Origin of the sequence: Vibrio owensii (assembly GCF_002021755.1) — a bacterium.
In the GTDB taxonomy this organism is placed as follows: domain Bacteria; phylum Pseudomonadota; class Gammaproteobacteria; order Enterobacterales; family Vibrionaceae; genus Vibrio; species Vibrio owensii.
Genome location: NZ_CP019959.1, coordinates 3,310,742 through 3,327,539 on the forward strand (window position 1 = coordinate 3,310,742; position 16,798 = coordinate 3,327,539).

General features: G+C 46.8%; 16 protein-coding genes. 7 read left to right on the top strand and 9 right to left on the bottom strand.

What is annotated here, in order from left to right:
• Positions 1-51 precede the first annotated feature (51 nt).
• The 8 genes from A9237_RS15535 to A9237_RS15570 all read right to left on the bottom strand — a co-directional run bounded on the left by A9237_RS15535 (position 52) and on the right by A9237_RS15570 (position 9,361).
• Entirely contained in the window at positions 52-1,797 is a 1,746-nt protein-coding gene (locus A9237_RS15535) for a sodium:solute symporter family transporter (RefSeq protein ID WP_078608568.1), read from the bottom strand.
• Positions 1,790-2,785 (bottom strand): nuclear transport factor 2 family protein, encoded by a 996-nt coding sequence (locus tag A9237_RS15540; protein WP_078608569.1) that lies wholly within the window; start codon positions 2,783-2,785, stop codon positions 1,790-1,792. Before A9237_RS15540 ends, A9237_RS15535 begins: the two co-directional genes overlap by 8 nt.
• A gap of 49 nt (positions 2,786-2,834) precedes the next feature.
• Entirely contained in the window at positions 2,835-3,809 is a 975-nt protein-coding gene (locus A9237_RS15545; RefSeq protein ID WP_078608570.1) for a nuclear transport factor 2 family protein, read from the bottom strand.
• Between the two features lie 534 nt (positions 3,810-4,343).
• On the bottom strand, positions 4,344-5,624 hold the full coding sequence (locus A9237_RS15550) for a TRAP transporter large permease (RefSeq protein ID WP_039842960.1): 1,281 nt from the start codon (positions 5,622-5,624) through the stop codon (positions 4,344-4,346).
• The gene (locus A9237_RS15555) at positions 5,621-6,184 is read right to left on the bottom strand and encodes a TRAP transporter small permease (RefSeq protein WP_078608571.1); all 564 of its coding nucleotides are present in this window, start codon (positions 6,182-6,184) and stop codon (positions 5,621-5,623) included. Before A9237_RS15555 ends, A9237_RS15550 begins: the two co-directional genes overlap by 4 nt.
• Before the next feature lie 56 nt (positions 6,185-6,240).
• The gene (locus A9237_RS15560; RefSeq protein ID WP_005442051.1) at positions 6,241-7,236 is read right to left on the bottom strand and encodes a TRAP transporter substrate-binding protein; all 996 of its coding nucleotides are present in this window, start codon (positions 7,234-7,236) and stop codon (positions 6,241-6,243) included.
• Positions 7,237-7,504: 268 nt separating this feature from the next.
• The gene (locus tag A9237_RS15565) at positions 7,505-8,461 is read right to left on the bottom strand and encodes a LacI family DNA-binding transcriptional regulator (RefSeq protein ID WP_032801961.1); all 957 of its coding nucleotides are present in this window, start codon (positions 8,459-8,461) and stop codon (positions 7,505-7,507) included.
• A gap of 150 nt (positions 8,462-8,611) precedes the next feature.
• Positions 8,612-9,361, bottom strand: coding sequence for an HpcH/HpaI aldolase family protein (locus A9237_RS15570; RefSeq protein ID WP_078608572.1), 750 nt, complete (start codon positions 9,359-9,361; stop codon positions 8,612-8,614).
• A 289-nt stretch (positions 9,362-9,650) separates the two neighbouring features.
• On the opposite strand from A9237_RS15570, the gene hisD reads away from it, so the two are divergent.
• From hisD to A9237_RS15590, 4 genes are all read left to right on the top strand, one after another.
• Positions 9,651-10,943, top strand: a complete 1,293-nt coding sequence (gene hisD / locus A9237_RS15575) for a histidinol dehydrogenase (RefSeq protein ID WP_005374756.1) — start codon at positions 9,651-9,653, stop codon at positions 10,941-10,943.
• Position 10,944: 1 nt separating this feature from the next.
• Positions 10,945-11,679 (top strand): SDR family NAD(P)-dependent oxidoreductase, encoded by a 735-nt coding sequence (locus A9237_RS15580; protein ID WP_078608573.1) that lies wholly within the window; start codon positions 10,945-10,947, stop codon positions 11,677-11,679.
• Between the two features lie 118 nt (positions 11,680-11,797).
• Positions 11,798-12,802 (top strand): cupin domain-containing protein, encoded by a 1,005-nt coding sequence (locus A9237_RS15585; RefSeq protein WP_054823476.1) that lies wholly within the window; start codon positions 11,798-11,800, stop codon positions 12,800-12,802.
• Between the two features lies 1 nt (position 12,803).
• On the top strand, positions 12,804-13,523 hold the full coding sequence (locus A9237_RS15590; protein ID WP_078608574.1) for an alpha/beta fold hydrolase: 720 nt from the start codon (positions 12,804-12,806) through the stop codon (positions 13,521-13,523).
• 100 nt (positions 13,524-13,623) lie between these two features.
• Here A9237_RS15590 and A9237_RS15595 read toward each other — a convergent pair whose 3' ends face one another.
• Positions 13,624-14,085, bottom strand: coding sequence for a DUF417 family protein (locus A9237_RS15595; protein ID WP_078608575.1), 462 nt, complete (start codon positions 14,083-14,085; stop codon positions 13,624-13,626).
• Between the two features lie 131 nt (positions 14,086-14,216).
• Here A9237_RS15595 and A9237_RS15600 point away from each other — a divergent pair, with 131 nt between their 5' ends.
• The 3 genes from A9237_RS15600 (at position 14,217) to A9237_RS15610 (ending at position 16,797) form a co-directional block, all read left to right on the top strand.
• Positions 14,217-14,693, top strand: a complete 477-nt coding sequence (locus A9237_RS15600; protein ID WP_078608576.1) for a GNAT family N-acetyltransferase — start codon at positions 14,217-14,219, stop codon at positions 14,691-14,693.
• Entirely contained in the window at positions 14,690-15,169 is a 480-nt protein-coding gene (locus tag A9237_RS15605; RefSeq protein WP_174574997.1) for a GNAT family N-acetyltransferase, read from the top strand. The genes A9237_RS15600 and A9237_RS15605 overlap by 4 nt, the downstream gene beginning before the upstream one ends.
• A 209-nt stretch (positions 15,170-15,378) precedes the next feature.
• A complete protein-coding gene (locus A9237_RS15610) occupies positions 15,379-16,797 on the top strand; it encodes an SLC13 family permease (protein WP_005433728.1) in 1,419 nt (472 codons plus the stop codon).
• Position 16,798 lies beyond the last annotated feature (1 nt).

The following is a 16,798-nucleotide window of genomic DNA, read 5'->3' on the forward strand; positions in this document are numbered from 1 at the left end:
AAATAAAGAAAGCCCCGCAAATAGTGCGAGGCTCTGTAGCGACAACCATGCTTAAGAGGGGTCGATACTTTTGATGCTTTCGACTTTCTCTTTCTTCGTTTTCTTCAAAGAGTAGACGGCGTAACCAGCAACACCCATTGCGACGAAGATAGAACAACCACGCATAAAGTTAATTAACATAGGCGCGTCGTCAGTAAAGGCGTTGATTCCCCAAAGCATCACGAGAGAGAACACAAACATAACAAGTAAGCCGTAACACGGAGCGTCGATTTTACCGGGAACGACATACCACCCATCTTGCTTGATTGGTTTGTTTAGACGAGCGTACTCCGCTTGCTGGCCTTTCACTGTGTAAAGGTGCATTTCATCTTGTTTACCCGTCAGAAGAAGGCTGGCGGCATAAGCGACAACGGCATTCACAATCACGCCAATTACACAGTACCAAGGCCACGCAATATCTGTCGCAACGGCTACATACCAAATCACCAAGAAGCTAGCAGCGACGCCAATTAACAAGCCTTTTTCCGTAATGTGTTTTGAATAGAAACCAAGGACAAACATACAGAAGCTCGCGCCGACAAAGTAAGAGCCTGCCTTACTCAGCACTTCCAACACAGAGCCTGTGCTGGTGGCAAACATTATCGCTGGGATGATGACCAAAATCGCCCACGCAACCGTGAAGAAGCGCGATACTTTCAAGTAGTGCTCTTCTGATTCGTTTTGTTTGTAGAAACGCTTGTAGAAGTCAGCCACTGACACCGTCGCCATTGAGTTAAATGCAGAGTCGAGACTCGACATACTTGCCGCCAGAATCGCTGCAGCAATGATGCCCATCAAGCCTGGCATTCCATATTCACTCGCATAATGAAGAATGATGGTGTTGCCATTTTCAAACTCTTTACCGTCGTAATAAGCGTTGAACAGGACGCCCAGCAAGATAAAGACAAAGTAAATAAAGAAGGCCACGTAGCCCATCATCAACATTGCCTTTTTCGCATCGCCCATGTTTTTAGCGGCCATACAGCGCTGTACCATCATTTGGTTACCACCATACACGGTGGTGTGGAACATGGTCATTGCGATAACGCCGGCCCACACCGTCGTTACTTGGCTTAGGTCAAAACTTGTTTGTAGGGCATCTGTCATTCCTTTCGCTTTGAGTTCTGCCATTACCTCCGTCATCGGGGCAGGCATGCCATTCCAAACGGCTTCGATGATGATGAATGCGCCAATAAACAAGATCACAGCTTGAATCACATCGGTCCAAATAACGGCCGCGATACCGCCCATAACGGTATAGATGAGGGCAATTGCAGTGACGATCATGATGCAGTACATCACGTCGATACCAGTAATAAACTCTAAAATCATTGCTGTCGCATAGAGTACCGCTGCCGAGCTCAATGCTTGTTTGATAAGGAAGATAAACGACAATGTCAGTCGTGAAGCCTTGCCGAAGCGTCGCTCTTGATACTCGTAGATAGAGGTTAAACCGTTATTGTAGAAAAACGGCATAAATACAGCCACGATGAAGAAGATCACGAGCGGGTAATTGAGGTGAATCGCGATCACCGACAGGCCTTCTTTGTATGACCAAGCCGGCCCACCAAGAAACGACATAGCACTGACGTAAGTACAAACGACAGAAATACCGATCGCCCACCAAGGGATGTTTTTGTCACCCAAGGCGAATTGGCTCGCAGAAGTCACTCGCTTACCAATTACCGCGCCCAGTACTAACGTTAGGGCAATGTATCCGCCAAGGATGCTCCAGTTAAGTGCGCCAAACTCATGCATAATTAGGTCCTTCTAACTGTTCTTTCATTTGTGCAAATACGTCGTATCCAAGTTGCAGCAGGATATGAACGATGTCGATCGCCACCCAGTTTTCCTTCAGTAAATCGCCTTCGCGTCGCCAAATGTCCATAACGCGAAGTTCGATGTGTTTTCCGGTTGGTGCAAGACCGAGCCAGCCACTGTGGCCAGTGTGAGTACCGTGCATATGCGGCCAGCCACCAGTGGATACGTAGTCATTTTTGGCCAAAAAATTGACCTCAATATCGACACTTCGATCAGGGAAGGCGAACACGAATGGTGCTTGATGGTGGTTACGGAAACCTTTGATACCGCGCGTAGTGCCAATACCTGCTGGGCCGTACCACATAAAGTCACTGTGCCAGTAGTTTTCTAAATCCATCGAGAAGAGATCTTGACCATCAAAACGACCCAAGCAAGACAACATATCTTCGACTAATTGGGCGCTCTTCTCACTTTCTTTCAGAGACACAACAGAATGTTGGATACCGTTTGACGTCGCAGGAGAAGGGACTAAGCCATCGTGGCCTAAGCTTTTTCTAAGAGGGCTGCTTCCCGCTTGATTCATCGCATCGATGAAGTCTGGAATCATGTATGATTCGGTGATTTGGTCGTTCTCCACACACACCATTTCGGTGTAACGTAAGTAGAGTGTTTTCCCTGTTGCAGGGATGCCAAACAGTGGCTGTTCAAACGTACCGATAAAGTAACCAGTAGAGTTGTACCAAGTACGGCCTTCGTATTCGCCGTGCATCACAATCATTGGTCGGCGTTCGGCATCAGGCAAAGCATTAACAAGTGGTGAGAGGAAAGATTCGTGGGTTGCATCTGGGCCATTGAGATCGTTCACAGGGTGCGCCACGCACCATTTTACGTCAGGGTTCAAAGCTTGCAGAGCGGCCTGTTTTTGCTCTTTATCTGCGGCGTTGAAGTAGTTCTGGTAGAACTGTTCGATGATGTTGAGTGACATGTTGCTTCCTTACTGTCTGTGATTTGAATGAATAGTGTTTAATCAGCCGTTAGCCTTGCTGTAGCAGGATTTGCTTCCAGATTGCGGTCTCGTCAAACAAAGTGAATTCGCGACGAAGACCCCAAGGGCCAAACTCAGCGTGGCTGATCCCCATGATGTAAACCTCTTTCCCCGAAGGCTTACCAAACATCCCATACCCTTCATGCTTACCGTGCAAAGACCAACGAATTGCAGCGCGTGGTGACATCATGTCGTCATCTCGGCCGATACGATGGTGAACGGAAAATTGAGCATTAGGAAAGGACGCGCGAAGTGCCATCCAAAAATGGTCAACTTCCGAGTGTGATAGGGCAGTTTGACCGCCTGTGTATTCGCCGATACAAGCGCGATCGTATTCTTTTGGTACGGTAGAGAACTCGGCGTTCATAAGACTTCTTAGAATCGCTTCGTAGCGTTGACCGTATTCATTGTCATTGCCTACGCCCAAATAGGGGCCTGGAATATCGGCTTTAGGTGTGAATGGAAATGGGCTTGATTCCACGCCACCCTCGAATTCGATTTGCTGGCGTGCAAACTCTTCTGATGTCATGCTTAATTGCTTTGCGATATCGGCTTGATCGCGAACCAACCATTCGTCATTGATTTGGTTATTGATGGCGTGACAGTCCGCGATAATGCGGAAACGAAGCTTACGGTTCGAAGCTTGTCCATAGAAGCCGTTTCCGCTGTGTGTTGCGGTAGAGATAATTCGATGAGAAGAAAGCATGCCTTGTTCTGGCGTACCAGACCAAATGACATCTTCGCCATAGAGAGTACGATCCGGAAATTCCGCAAGCGTCGCCATCGTAGCACTGATGACCCCTTCGTTTCCTTGGACGATAGAGAGTGGAGTGCGAACAACAATGTCAGGAGAGTAGTAGTGTTCCAAGGTGTTCAAACCTCGATCTTCCCATATCTCTTTTGTGATACCAAGAATGTAGTCGGGAAAGTCACGCCACTTTTCATCGAAGCCAACCATGGCCATAAATCACCTCCTGAGTTGAATAGTTATGTATTGGATTAAAATTGATTACGTATCCAAAACTAACTCATGTTGCAAACTTGTCAATGGATTGTTTGTGTGGTGTGTAAATAGCGTGCTGATGATCAGATTTTTAACAATTGAACGAAAAATAAACACAACAAATGTGGTGTTGTAAGAAAAGTCTGAACTTTGCTGAGTGAATTTATAGGCAGGATAAAGATGCATTTCTTGTATGAATTTATTTCTAATGATCTGTTTTTAATGATTTAACTAGGATAGTTGTGTTTGTTTTAAAGAAATAGTTAGAGCAATCAGTACTTAAGATGCTTTTTGTTATCGCTCTATGGGAACCTTAGTTATTTTTTTCTGTTTTGGTGCAAGTCATTACCAAAATGAGACAGGAGTGAGAGTGAATTGCATACGAATGCTATGGGCTATAAAGCGGCCACTAGCGCCTGTAAAAACAAAAAGAGCCACTAGAAAGGTGCATACCTAGTGGCCGGAGAAATTATTACGGGCCTATGAAGTTTGGGTTCAGGATAAAAGCGCAGGCAGCGATAGAGAGATGGCAGGGATGAAGGTAATCAACATCAAGGCCACTATCATTGCTCCAATCCAGCCCATAATGGCTTTAGAGAGCGCCTCTATCGGTACTTTGCCTACCTGACTTGCCATAAACAGGTTGGCACCTAAAGGAGGCGTAACAAAGCCAATGGCCAAGTTCACGATCATCACGATACCAAAATGAACGGGGTCCATGCCGAGTGCTGACGTAATGGGTAACAGAATTGGCGTGAGAATAACAATGGCGGCCAGCGTTTCCATGAAGGTACCGACAAGCAACAACAGGACATTGATGCAAAGCAGTATCAGCAGTTTGTTTTCGGTAATCGATAGAATGAACTGAGCGATCTCTGTTGGTAGACGTTCTAGCGTCAATATGCGGCCAAACGTCACGGACGCACCCACAATGACGAGCACAGCGCCAACTAACAGTGACGATTCTAGAATGATTTTCACCACTTGCGCTGGTTTGAGTTCTTTATAAACGAACATGCCAAAGAACAAGCCATAGAGCACACCAATAGCGGCGGATTCGGTAGGCGTGAAGATTCCGGAATAGATGCCACCGAGAATGATAACGGGTAGTAGCATTGCCCAACTTGCTTCTTTTAGCGCATCAAGACGCTCTGCCCAAGTCGCTTTGTGCTCGTTACCTGTGTAGCCCCGCATTTTGGAGACAATTAGACAGTAGCCGATCAATACCATACCGACGACCAAGCCAGGAATGATGCCCGCCATGAACATCTTGGTGACCGAGACTTCAGCTGTGATCGCGTAGACGATCATCACCACAGAGGGTGGAATAATGACGCCAATCCCGCCGGAAGAGGCGATCAAGGCACCGGCAAAGCTGCGGTCGTATCCTTTCTTCACCATAGAGGGAATCATCGTCAGGCCGATAGCGGCAACGGTGGCAGACCCTGTACCAGAGATGGAAGCGAAGAACATGCACGCCACAATGGCGACGATGCCAAGCCCACCAGTAAAGTGACCAAAGAAGACCTCCGCCACATGCAATAATCGTTTTGAGATCCCTCCTTGGCTCATGAGGTTGCCTGCCAAGGTAAAAAGAACGACGGCAAGGAGAGGGAAGGAGTCGAGCCCTGTCACCAAGCCTTGTACTAAAAACTCGATGTTAAGGAATGGCAGGCTTAATATCGCGACCATACTGGCTGCCGCCAGAGCAATACCGACTGGAACGCCAATGAGCAGAAGCAGGCCAAAGCTGCCAAACAAAAGTGCAGATGTCATGCGTTAAGCTCCAATAGTCGGTTAGAAGTACGATACTTGGCTTTAAGATGGCGATAGCGTTGGCGTGAAAAGCGTATCCGTTCGCTTGTATTGGATAGAGCGCTAGTGCGTTGATAGATGCTGGCTACCAGGCGCACGCAGCTTAAGATTGCGCAAACCAAAACGGACGCATATAGGCAAGCAATAGGTATTTCCATTGCGGGTGCGATCTGACCGAGTTGTAGGCTGCGGTTGGTAACCTTAAATCCAAACCAGGCGACAGTGGCACTAAAGGCAAGGTAGATAAGATCAGAGACAATCAAACTGAATTGCGTCCAATTGCCCGGAAGTTTATCGATGAACACACGAATACGGATGTGTCGATCATCTCGGATACAGTAGCTGATGCTCAGGTACATCGCCCATACGAATAAATAACGAGCCAGCTCTTCAGCCCACGCGATCGTTGCGTCAAATAGGCGTAATGCGATTTGCAAGCACAGTAAAGTTGTCATCATCGAGATCGCGATAACGATGAGGGTAGGTTCTAGGTATTTGTCTAGTAAGCGAAACCACTTCATATTCACCTCCAAAACGGAAGCACGACCTGTTTCCAGATCGTGCAAAAGAGTGGGAGTTATAGGCGTTCTATCTCGGCAATCACGTTGTCAAACAAGTCTTCACCTGTCTTGCTACGTAGATCTTGGTACACGGCTGCATTCATTTTTTCTTTCATGATGCTGCGTACGTCATCTGGGACGATGTTAACCGTCATGCCTTTCGCTTCGAGATCTTTGATCACTTCTTGATTTTGCTTAGCGGCGAGCTCGCGCTGCTTAGCGATGGTTTCTTTGCTTACTTCACTGATCAGCGCCTGTTGCTCTGCAGGCAGTGAATCCCAAAACGATTTGTTCATGAACAGCACGTAGTTGGTGTAAATGTGGTTAGTCAAAGAGAGGTATTTCTGCGCTTCATAAAAGCGTTCGGCATAAATCGAATAGATGCCGCTTTCTTGAGCGTTTATCAGACCTTGTTGGAGCGAGGTAAATATCTCACCCCAAGAGAGAGGCGTTGGTGCAGTACCCACGGATTTCCACGCACTGATCTGAGTTGGGTTCGACGCAGAACGAATCTTCAGCCCTTTCAAATCTTCAACGCTGTCTATCGGTTGTTTGTTGTTGGTCACACTACGAAAGCCGACCTCCATGAAGCCCAAGCCGTGAAAGCCCTTTGATTCCATAGCATTCAACAATGGTTGTCCGATCTTCTCGCTGTCGAGCGCTTTGTGTGCTTGCTCTTCGCTATCAAAAAGGTAGAACACGTCGAGCACGTTAAATTCTGGGACATAGGGAGAGAGTAAAACAGACGCTCCAAACGTCATTTGTAAGTTGCCTTGCTGCACAAGTTCAGTGGTCTCACGCACATCGCCCAGTTGTCTCGCCGGGTAGATTTCGACCTCTATCTCACCGTTTGAGCGTGCTTCCACTTCTTGTTCGAAATAGAGCATTGCTTTGTGTACCGGAGACGTTTCTTGGCTGTCGTGAGCAAGACGAATAACGTTGCTTGCAAACGTATTCATGCTGCTCAGTGCGAATCCCAGTGCGGTAAGCGAAGTTATGATTGCTTTCTTCATCGTTCTTCCTTGTTTATGGTATGACCTGCCATAGGCATTCGTCGGCAAGACACACTACTTGTTATGTTTTTATAAATTAATTGAGCAATTCATATCCATTTTGCATACGAATCCAAAATAAAACATTCAAGTAACAAGTCAATAACAAGGTCAGAAAATTGAAGCAGAATTGAATAATGATTGGCTAAAATTTAATCGCGCTCACAGAAAAATGCCCCGCTCGAAAGCAGGGCATTTTGTTTATTAAGAATGAATAAATATGAATTTATTAAAGGGTGCTGCTGCGTTCGATCAAGGTGCCTTGTTCGAGAAGATACTCACCCGTTGCGTCCTGATTGCCATTGATGCGGTTCATCAGATCTTCAACCGCGCGCTGAACAATTTTGTCAACGGGTTGAGCGATTGTCGTCAGATCATAACTAGGCCAAGCAGACATCGGAATGTTATCCACGCCCATCACTGAGAAGTCTTGAGGGACCTTTGCTCCGGCTTGGCGTAAACCATCCATCACACCCATGGCGAGGATGTCGTTTGCACAGAAAATCGCGTCGGGTTTACTGGTATGCGACAAGATTTCTTTCGCCGCTTCTAGGCCAGCTTCAAAACTGTATTTAGCTTGAATAAAGGTCGGGGATGGGGCGCTGAGCTCTTGCAGCTTTGAAGAGAAGCCAAGCCAGCGCTCTTCACTGGTCATTGAACCTGCATCACCACTGATGTAAGCGCATTGTTTTGCGCCTTTCTGTGTTAAATACTCGGCTGCTTGTTGGCCCGCTAATCGGTTATCAATACCAGAGCTGTTGGCATTAATGCCTTCGGCATAACGGTTGATCAGGCTTAAGTGAACGCCAAACTTCTCGCATTGGGCAAACGCGCGTGAGGTCAAACGGCTGGTGGCGATAACGAGCCCGTCTACTTGATATTCAATAGCACGAGAAATGGCGAGATCGAGGTCGTCCTTGTCGATAGGACAAAGCACGACTTGTCCGCCACGCTTTTGAATTTCGACAGCCAAAGCACGAGATTGCATGTCGTACATTGGGTTTGATTCGCTATCAAGCGCAATCGCCACTAGACCCGAGCGATTCGAAATCAGGCTTCGTGCGATTGCGTTCGGTGTGTATCCGAGCTTAGCTGCGGCATCCATCACCATTTTGCGTTTCTTCTCGCTAATACTCGCGGTTGGGCTAAATGCCCGAGATACCGTCGATTGAGAGACGCCGAGCATCTTCGCGACGTCTATCGAAGTTACTTTCGCTTTAATGGTGATACTCCTTATATAAGGTCATTGGACCTTTCCATACGTGATGAGTGTATGGGCTAGGGGATTTATGTGTCTAGAGCATTACATTGATAAGGCGTAAATATCGGAGAAAACTCAAGAATTCATCACATTTCTCTCTTGTTTAAAGCCATCAATGATCATTTTGTGTTCAGACCCAACGCAAAAGAAGCCAACACCGAGTTCACGCCATTCCCGAGCTTGTTGAGCTGTGGCGACAAACATGCCAACAGGTTTATTGGCTGCTTTGGCCGCTTCGATTACTCGCATACTTGCTTGCGCGACTTTCTCGTCATGAACGCTATCTGCCCCATAAGCGACAGTGAGATCGACTTGGCCAATAAAGAGTGCATCAATACCTTCAACATTGGCAATCGCTTCAACATTTTCGACCCCTTGAGGATCTTCAATTTGGGCAATGACAATCGTATTAGCACGGCTGTCTTTCAAGTGTTCAACCATGGATTTGGTGGCGTATTTCGCTGCTCGACTTGAACCTGCATACCCTCGGCCACCTTCTCCGTAATGGCAGATTTTCGCCAATTGTGTTGCTTGTTCAGCAGTACAAACATGGGGGATTTGTACACCCGCCGCACCACAGTCAAGCGCGTTCAAAATGGTTGAAGGGGCGCTGTCTTGTACTCGTACCACGCACGCGAGGTCATTCGCTTTGGCCGCCATGATGCACAAATCGAGCGATGAGCGATCGAAAGGTGCGTGCTCTGCATCCAGTACTACAAAAGGCAACTCTGCCAGTGCCAATACTTCGATAATGTGAGGGTGAGGGGTTTTAACAAATGTACCTAATAGCGTTTCTTGATTCAGACGTTGCTTAAAATTGCTCATGATTCTCTCCTTTGCAAAGGTATGCAAAAACTAACATGGTGAAATGTAAATGATGAGTAAAAATGATGTGATCTAAAACTCATTTCTGATTAAAAAGTAAATATCACCAAAGTCGAAATTACTTTCTATCTCCTGTTTAAATTAGTTAATACAAAGGCTTAAAGGTGGTTTTTGCTGTTTGTTGACTTAACTTGTCAAATGTTAATTAAGTGTTTAATCTGATTTTGCATTCGTATCCAAAAGCATAAAAATAACCGTTCGTCAGCCTCAATGTTCAAGGAGAAACCCAATGGCACGCATTTTAAAAAACGGAATCACTGAAGAAGCATCAGCATCAAACGACGCAAAAGTGCGTCAGATTGTCGAAAACATTCTTGCTGATATTGAATCGAAAGGTGATAGCGCTGTACGTGAGTTGTCTGAAAAATTTGATAACTGGTCGCCGGAGCAATTCCGCTTATCAGAAGAGCAGATCCAAGCCTGTGTGGATGCGCTTGATGAATCGACTCGACACGATATCGAGTTCGCTCAACAACAAGTTCGAAACTTTGCTCAAATTCAACGTGACTCAATGAAAGACGTCGAAGTAGAAACCATGCCAGGTGTGGTACTGGGGCATAAGAATATTCCAGTAAACAGCGTGGGGTGTTACATCCCTGGCGGTAAATACCCATTGGTTGCATCCGCTCACATGAGTGTATTGACGGCGAAAGTCGCCGGCGTAAAACGTGTTATTGCTTGCGCGCCTCCGTTTAATGGTCAGCCAAATGTCGCGATTGTCGCTGCGATGGCAATGGCGGGTGCGGATGAAATCTACTGCTTCGGTGGTGTTCAGGCGGTAGGTGCAATGGCATTGGGTACGGAGACGATTGCGCCAGTCGATATGATTGTAGGGCCGGGTAACGCATTTGTGGCAGAGGCGAAACGTCAGTTGTTTGGTCGCGTTGGTATCGATTTGTTTGCAGGCCCAACGGAAACCTTAGTCATTGCTGATGAGAAAGGTTGTGACCCAGAATTGGCAGCGGCGGACTTGCTTGGTCAGGCCGAGCATGGTTACAACTCTCCCGCTGTATTGTTGACCAACAGCGAAACATTTGCACAAGAGACCATCAAAGAGATTGAACGTCAGTTAACCATTCTCCCAACGGCGGAAGTTGCGGGTAAAGCGTGGGCAGATTACGGACAAGTGATCGTATGCGATAGCTACGAAGAAATGGTGGAAGTGGCAGACGATATCGCTTCTGAACACGTTCAAGTGATGACGGAAGATCCTAAATACTTCCTAGACAACATGACCAATTACGGTGCCTTATTCCTAGGTCGTGAAACCAACGTTTCTTACGGCGACAAATGTATTGGTACCAACCATACACTGCCAACAAAGAAAGCGGCACGATATACCGGTGGTCTTTGGGTAGGGAAGTTCATCAAGACCTGTACTTACCAGCGTGTGACGGAAGCGGCATCCTTGAAAGTCGGCGAGTACTGCTCTCGCTTGTGTGCACTAGAAGGCTTTGCTGGTCACAAAGAGCAAGCGGATATTCGTGTACGCCGTTACAAAGGCAAAGTGGAAGAGGCGTAATATGTCGAAACTTGCCTTAGTCACAGGCGGCAGTGGCGGACTGGGTGCCGCCATTTGTCGCAAGCTAGCTCAATCTGGATATCGCGTAATTCTGACTTACAACAGTAATCAGAAAGCCGCCGACGATGTGCTTTCTTCGTTACCACGTAACGAGCATTTGGCATTCAAACTGAACGTGGCAGATTCGGGTGAGATTGAACAGCTTAAACATCAAGTCAGTGAAATGAGCGACAAGCTAGATTTGTTGGTCAATTGTGCGGGGATGACGAAGTTTGTCGCGCATGCCGATCTGCAAAGTTTGGATGACCAACTGTTTGATCAAATTTTCCAAGTGAACGTCCGTGCGCCTTTTGCCATGGTTCGAGCGTTTGAGCCTTTGCTCAAGCAAGCCAATGGTTGTGTGGTGAACATTACTTCTATCGCGGCACAGACTGCGATGGGCAGCAACATTGCTTATTGTGCAAGTAAATCTGCCGCAGAAAACATGACCCGTTCTTTAGCTCGCGCTTTGTCTCCTGAGATTCGCGTTTTGGCGGTAGCGCCTGGGCTTGTCGACACCGAATTTGTCAAAGGCTTGGACGATACTTGGCGTAACCAACAAGAACAATCCACGCCGCTCAAGCGTTTAGCCAATGATGAAGAGGTTGCTCAAGCCGTGTACGCCGCGGCAGAGGTTCTGACCTTCTCGACAGGCAATACCATCGCGGTTGATGGTGGGCGACCTCTAGGACTGTAACTAACGCTCGGTTTGTCACTAACAGTCGTTTTGTAACTAACAGTCGTTTTGTAACTAACAGTCGGTTTGTAATTAACAATTCAAGGCTAGGTTTAAACAAGGACAACAAGGATTTCCTATGACTCTACAAACAAAAATGAATGACAATCTGGTCCGTTATATGGAGCTGATTCCGGGCACCAGTGCGTTTATCGATGCGCGTACACCTGGCAGTGATCTGAAAGATAACTTCTGCATTATCGGTGCAGGGGTAGCAGAGAGCAGTCGTCAACACGTTCACATTCGCGATACCGCGGGCTTTAACATTGGTGCAGCAGGCCAACCACCGGGCATCAAAAATTCGTTGCACTCTCATCGTACCGCTGAACTTTTCTTGGTTTTCAAAGGCCAATTCCGTTTTTATTGGGGGAACGATGGGGAACACGAGGCGGTGTTATCTCATGGTGACGTCATCTCGATTCCAACCAATCTCTTCCGTGGTTTTGAAGTGGTTGGCCGTGATTACGGGTTTATGTTCTCGGTACTTGGCGGTGACGATTCAGGTGGCGGTGTTATTTGGCATCCAAACGTTATCAAAGACAGCCAAGGCCACGGCTTGTACTTGAAAGCGGATGGCACGTTGGTGGATACCATTGATGGCGATGCCGTGCCAAATGAGTCTGAGCTGATGCCACTTCTTACTAAAGAGGAGCTAGCCAAGTTCGATACTTACACCGCAGAAGAGATGATGCCGTTCGTCGCTCTGCAAAAAGATTATCGTGCAATCAAAGGCGACTTCAGCGCTAGTAACGTCAAGCAATATGCGGTAACTGGTCACCCTTTAGCGGGCTATGATTTCCAAGTTAAGAGTGAAGATGAAGTGAGCATCATGGCTTATGAGCTTTCTGAAGGAGGCTCGATTCCTCAACACTGCCGAGAAGAAAAACAAGTGCTGATCAATTTTGATGGTGATACTGAAGTGGTTCTCACGCATCAAGGCGAACAAGCGAATGTTGTTTTAACGCGCGGTGATGTGCTGAATGTTCCAGAAGGTGCGTCTTACTCGCTGACGAACTTGCGTGGTAATAGTTTGACGTATTGCATTCTTGGTTCTGATCAACCAAAGCCGTTGGCAGGAGCATAAGATGACGCAATCCACCTCACTCGTTTGGCTGCCCGGACTACTTTGTGATGGCGCATTGTTTGAGGACATCAATCAAATGATGCCTAGTTGGGTCGATCCGCAATGCCCGACACTGGCGTCAATGCCTTCAATGGAAGAGTTGGCGCAGAAAGTGTTGCAAGATGCACCGCAAGAGTTTGTGCTCGGTGGCTTATCGATGGGGGGGATTCTTGCTTTTGAGGTGTACCGCCAAGCGCCAGATAGAGTCAAAGGTTTGGTGCTAATGGACACCAATGCGGCGGATGAAAAGCCAGAGGTGACACAAAAGCGTGATGCACTGGTTAGTCGAGCGTTAAGTGGTGAGTTTGAATGCATTACGCCTGACACTCTAATGCCTGTGCTGATTCATCCAAGCCGTTTGCAAGACAAAGCATTAACTGAGCGTATAGAAGGCATGGCGATCAATGTGGGTTTAGAAGCGTTTGAAGCGCATGCCAAATCGCTCGCTACCCGCCCAGATGCTCGACCTTTATTGGCGGATATTCAGGTACCGACTTTGGTAATAACGGGTAAACAAGATCTGCTTTGTCCGATCGATAATCACCTTGAAATGGCGCGCCATATTAATGATGTTGCGTTGCACGTAATACCTGATTGCGGGCACCTCTCTTCGATGGAAGCGCCAGAAAAAGTGGCTCAGATTATCTCAAACTGGCTGGAGCTAAATCGAGCCAAATTCTAGTGTTTTACTCTGTTCTTAAATCTTCAAAGCTCTTCTAAACAAAAAGCGCCATATCGTCATGGCGCTTTCTCTTTTCTATCTCTCGATACTTTTCCTAAAACTAGGCGATAGTTGGCGTCAAACTTGGTTTGTTTCGCTCAACCACGCTGATTGAAATCGCAAGGAACAGAATATCTTTCACAAGGAAAAAGTTCGCAATCAAAACACCGTCGGAAACTTTCCACGTATTTGGTGTCGTAACTAGGAAGCTCAGTGTCGCGAGGAAGATAACACTTGCAGCAATACCAGAGTAGTAAGCAACCGTTGGTTTTTTCAATCCAACCAATAGGCCGAGTGCGACGGTGATTTCGGTTAAGCCAATGATATTAGACACGGTTTGAACGGAAATGATGCCATATAGCCAAGACATGGCAGGGTGATTAACCACCAAAGGTTCAATTAATTTGGCTTCAGTTGGGGTGAATTTATAAATGCCCAACCAGATAAGAACAAGGGCAACGCCAAATACGCCAAGGTAGTAACCAAATTGTGTCGGTTTTTGGGAAACAGATGATGCATGCATAATAACTTCTCCTATAAAAGCATGTTTTCAAATGACCGACAGTTGAATTATAAAATTCTTGAATTTATGGTTATATAAAATAACTAATGTCTATATAGCAAAAAGACAAAGAATAAAAAGGATTGGCTTAGATGGAATTTATTCCTGTAGATTTATCACGTCATTTGGATTTGTGTATCGCGTTTCGAAAAGACGCTTATGAGGTCAGTTTTGGCCATCAGGATGGGTTTGATATTCAAGAAATCACTTCTTGGTTTCAATCGATCGTCAATGACAACGAAGCGGGATTCTTCCATGTCATCAAAGATGGTCAAATCATCGGGCAACTGGAGTGCCGACATCCGGTTTTGGACGATGAAGGGCTGCGATTTGGTTACATCAACCTGTTTTACTTGAAGCCAGAATTCCGCAATCGAGGGCTAGGGAAGCAGTTACAAGACTTCTTATTGAAGCGTTTTGTTGATGGTGGTTGTGCCTACGCCAGATTGCGCTACATTCCGGGCAATGATGCCGGCGAACGTTTTTATCGAAAACATGGCTGGTATCCAGTGGGAGAGCCGAGTGGGCGAGGGCAACTCATGCAGATTGATTTATTGAGAGGCATTTGATGATTATCCGTGAATTTCGTGAGCAAGATGCCCCGATACTGTGGGCACTTTTCTACAACACTATCCGCAACATTAATCTTAGAGATTACACCGAGCAACAAGTGAAAGCTTGGGCGCCGGACGAATTTGATGCACAACTGTGGCTAAAGAAAATGACCACTATCCAGCCTTTTGTCGCTGAACTAGATGGCGTCATCGTTGGCTACAGCGATGTTCAGCCAAGTGGGTTAGTCGATCACTTTTTCTGCCATCATGAATACCAAGGGCAAGGTGTAGGACGTGCATTGATGACTCATGTAATCAAGCAAGCAGAAGCAAAAGGGCTGGATAGGATCTATTCAGAAGTGAGTATTACCGCTCGTCCTTTCTATGAGCACATGGGTTTTACTGTTGTGAACGAGCAGCAAATCGAAGCCCGTGGTGCTACGTTAACCAACTATGTAATGGAAAGGCACTTAGACAAAAAGGATGTGTGATCAATAAATAATCCTCGCTCAATTAGTGAGCTTGAACACAGATACCGCATGTTTTCTGCGGTGAATAAGAGTTCATTGATCTAACACCAGAATTCCTCCTCAAAAGCGCGCGCATAATTTCTCTTCGGAGTGGCGAAAGGAAGCCAGTTAAAACAGCTCCTTACGTCAGTTATCTCACGGCAAACCATCTCAGGAAGAGAAGTAGTACTATGCGCCCTTATCTCAAATACATCATCCCAACGGTGATCCCTTTGCTCATTTTGCTGATGCCACTGTCAGCGTTTCCATTCGAAGGTATGACCATCATTCAGCAGCGCGTTATCGCGATATTTTTGCTCGCTGCACTCTGTTGGGTATTTGAACCGATCCCAATTTACGCCACCTCTGTGGTGATCATCGTGCTTGAGTTGTTGCTCGTTTCCAACAAGGGCATCATTTTCTTTCGGCTTGATGAGGGAGAACCTCATTTTGGTGAGTTGCTGCAATACAGTGACATCATGGCGACGTTCGCCAGCCCAATCATCATGCTGTTCTTAGGCGGATTCTTTCTCGCGATGGCGGCAACCAAGTATCGATTGGACGTCAACTTAGCGCGCGTACTGCTTAAGCCGTTCGGACAAAACCCGAAATACGTCATGTTGGGTTTAATGTTGATTACTGCAATCTTCTCAATGTTCATGTCGAACACAGCAACCACGGCGATGATGTTGTCCATCTTGACGCCAGTTATCGCGGTGTTTGGCCCGAAAGATCCAGGACGCATTGCGTTTGCGTTGTGTATCCCTGTCGCAGCAAACATCGGTGGTATTGGTACTCCAATTGGTACACCACCAAACGCGATTGCGTTGAAATACCTAGTGGGTGACAACCTTATTACCTTCGGTGAATGGATGGTGTTTGGTGTGCCGTTTGTCATTGTGATGATGGCGCTAGCGTGGTTCCTGATCGATTTTCTCTACAAAGCTGAGACGACCAAAATTGACCTTAACATCAAGAGTAAATTCTTGAAAACACCGAAAGCCATCATTGTGTACATCACGTTTGCGGGCACGATTCTGCTTTGGTTGATGGGCTCGGCGCACGGTATGAACTCATACACGGTAGCGTTGATTCCGGTCGCGGTATTTTCACTGACGGGCATCATCAACAAAGAAGATCTGAAGAAGATTTCTTGGGATGTGCTTTGGTTGGTATCTGGCGGTATTGCGTTGGGCCTTGCACTAGACAAGACAGGTTTGGCAAGGCTGGTGGTTCACAGTATTCCATTCGATGAATTCTCGCCTTATGTGGTGCTGTTCGGTGCGGCGTTCTTATGTTTGCTGATGGCGAACTTTATGTCTCATACCGCGACAGCGAACTTGCTGATGCCAATTATGGCGGCGCTCGGCACTTCAATGGCATCGTTAACACCACTCGGCGGTGAAGTGACGTTGATTCTTGTGGTGACCTTTGCGGCATCGCTTGGTATGTCTCTGCCAATCAGTACGCCACCAAACGCGTTGGCTCACGCTACAGGCCATGTGCAAAGCAATCAAATGGCGCGTGTTGGTGTTGTACTGGGTGTGGTTGGTGTGTTGTTGAGTTTCTTGATGGTGTGGATCCTTCACACCGTAGGACACATTGGTTAAG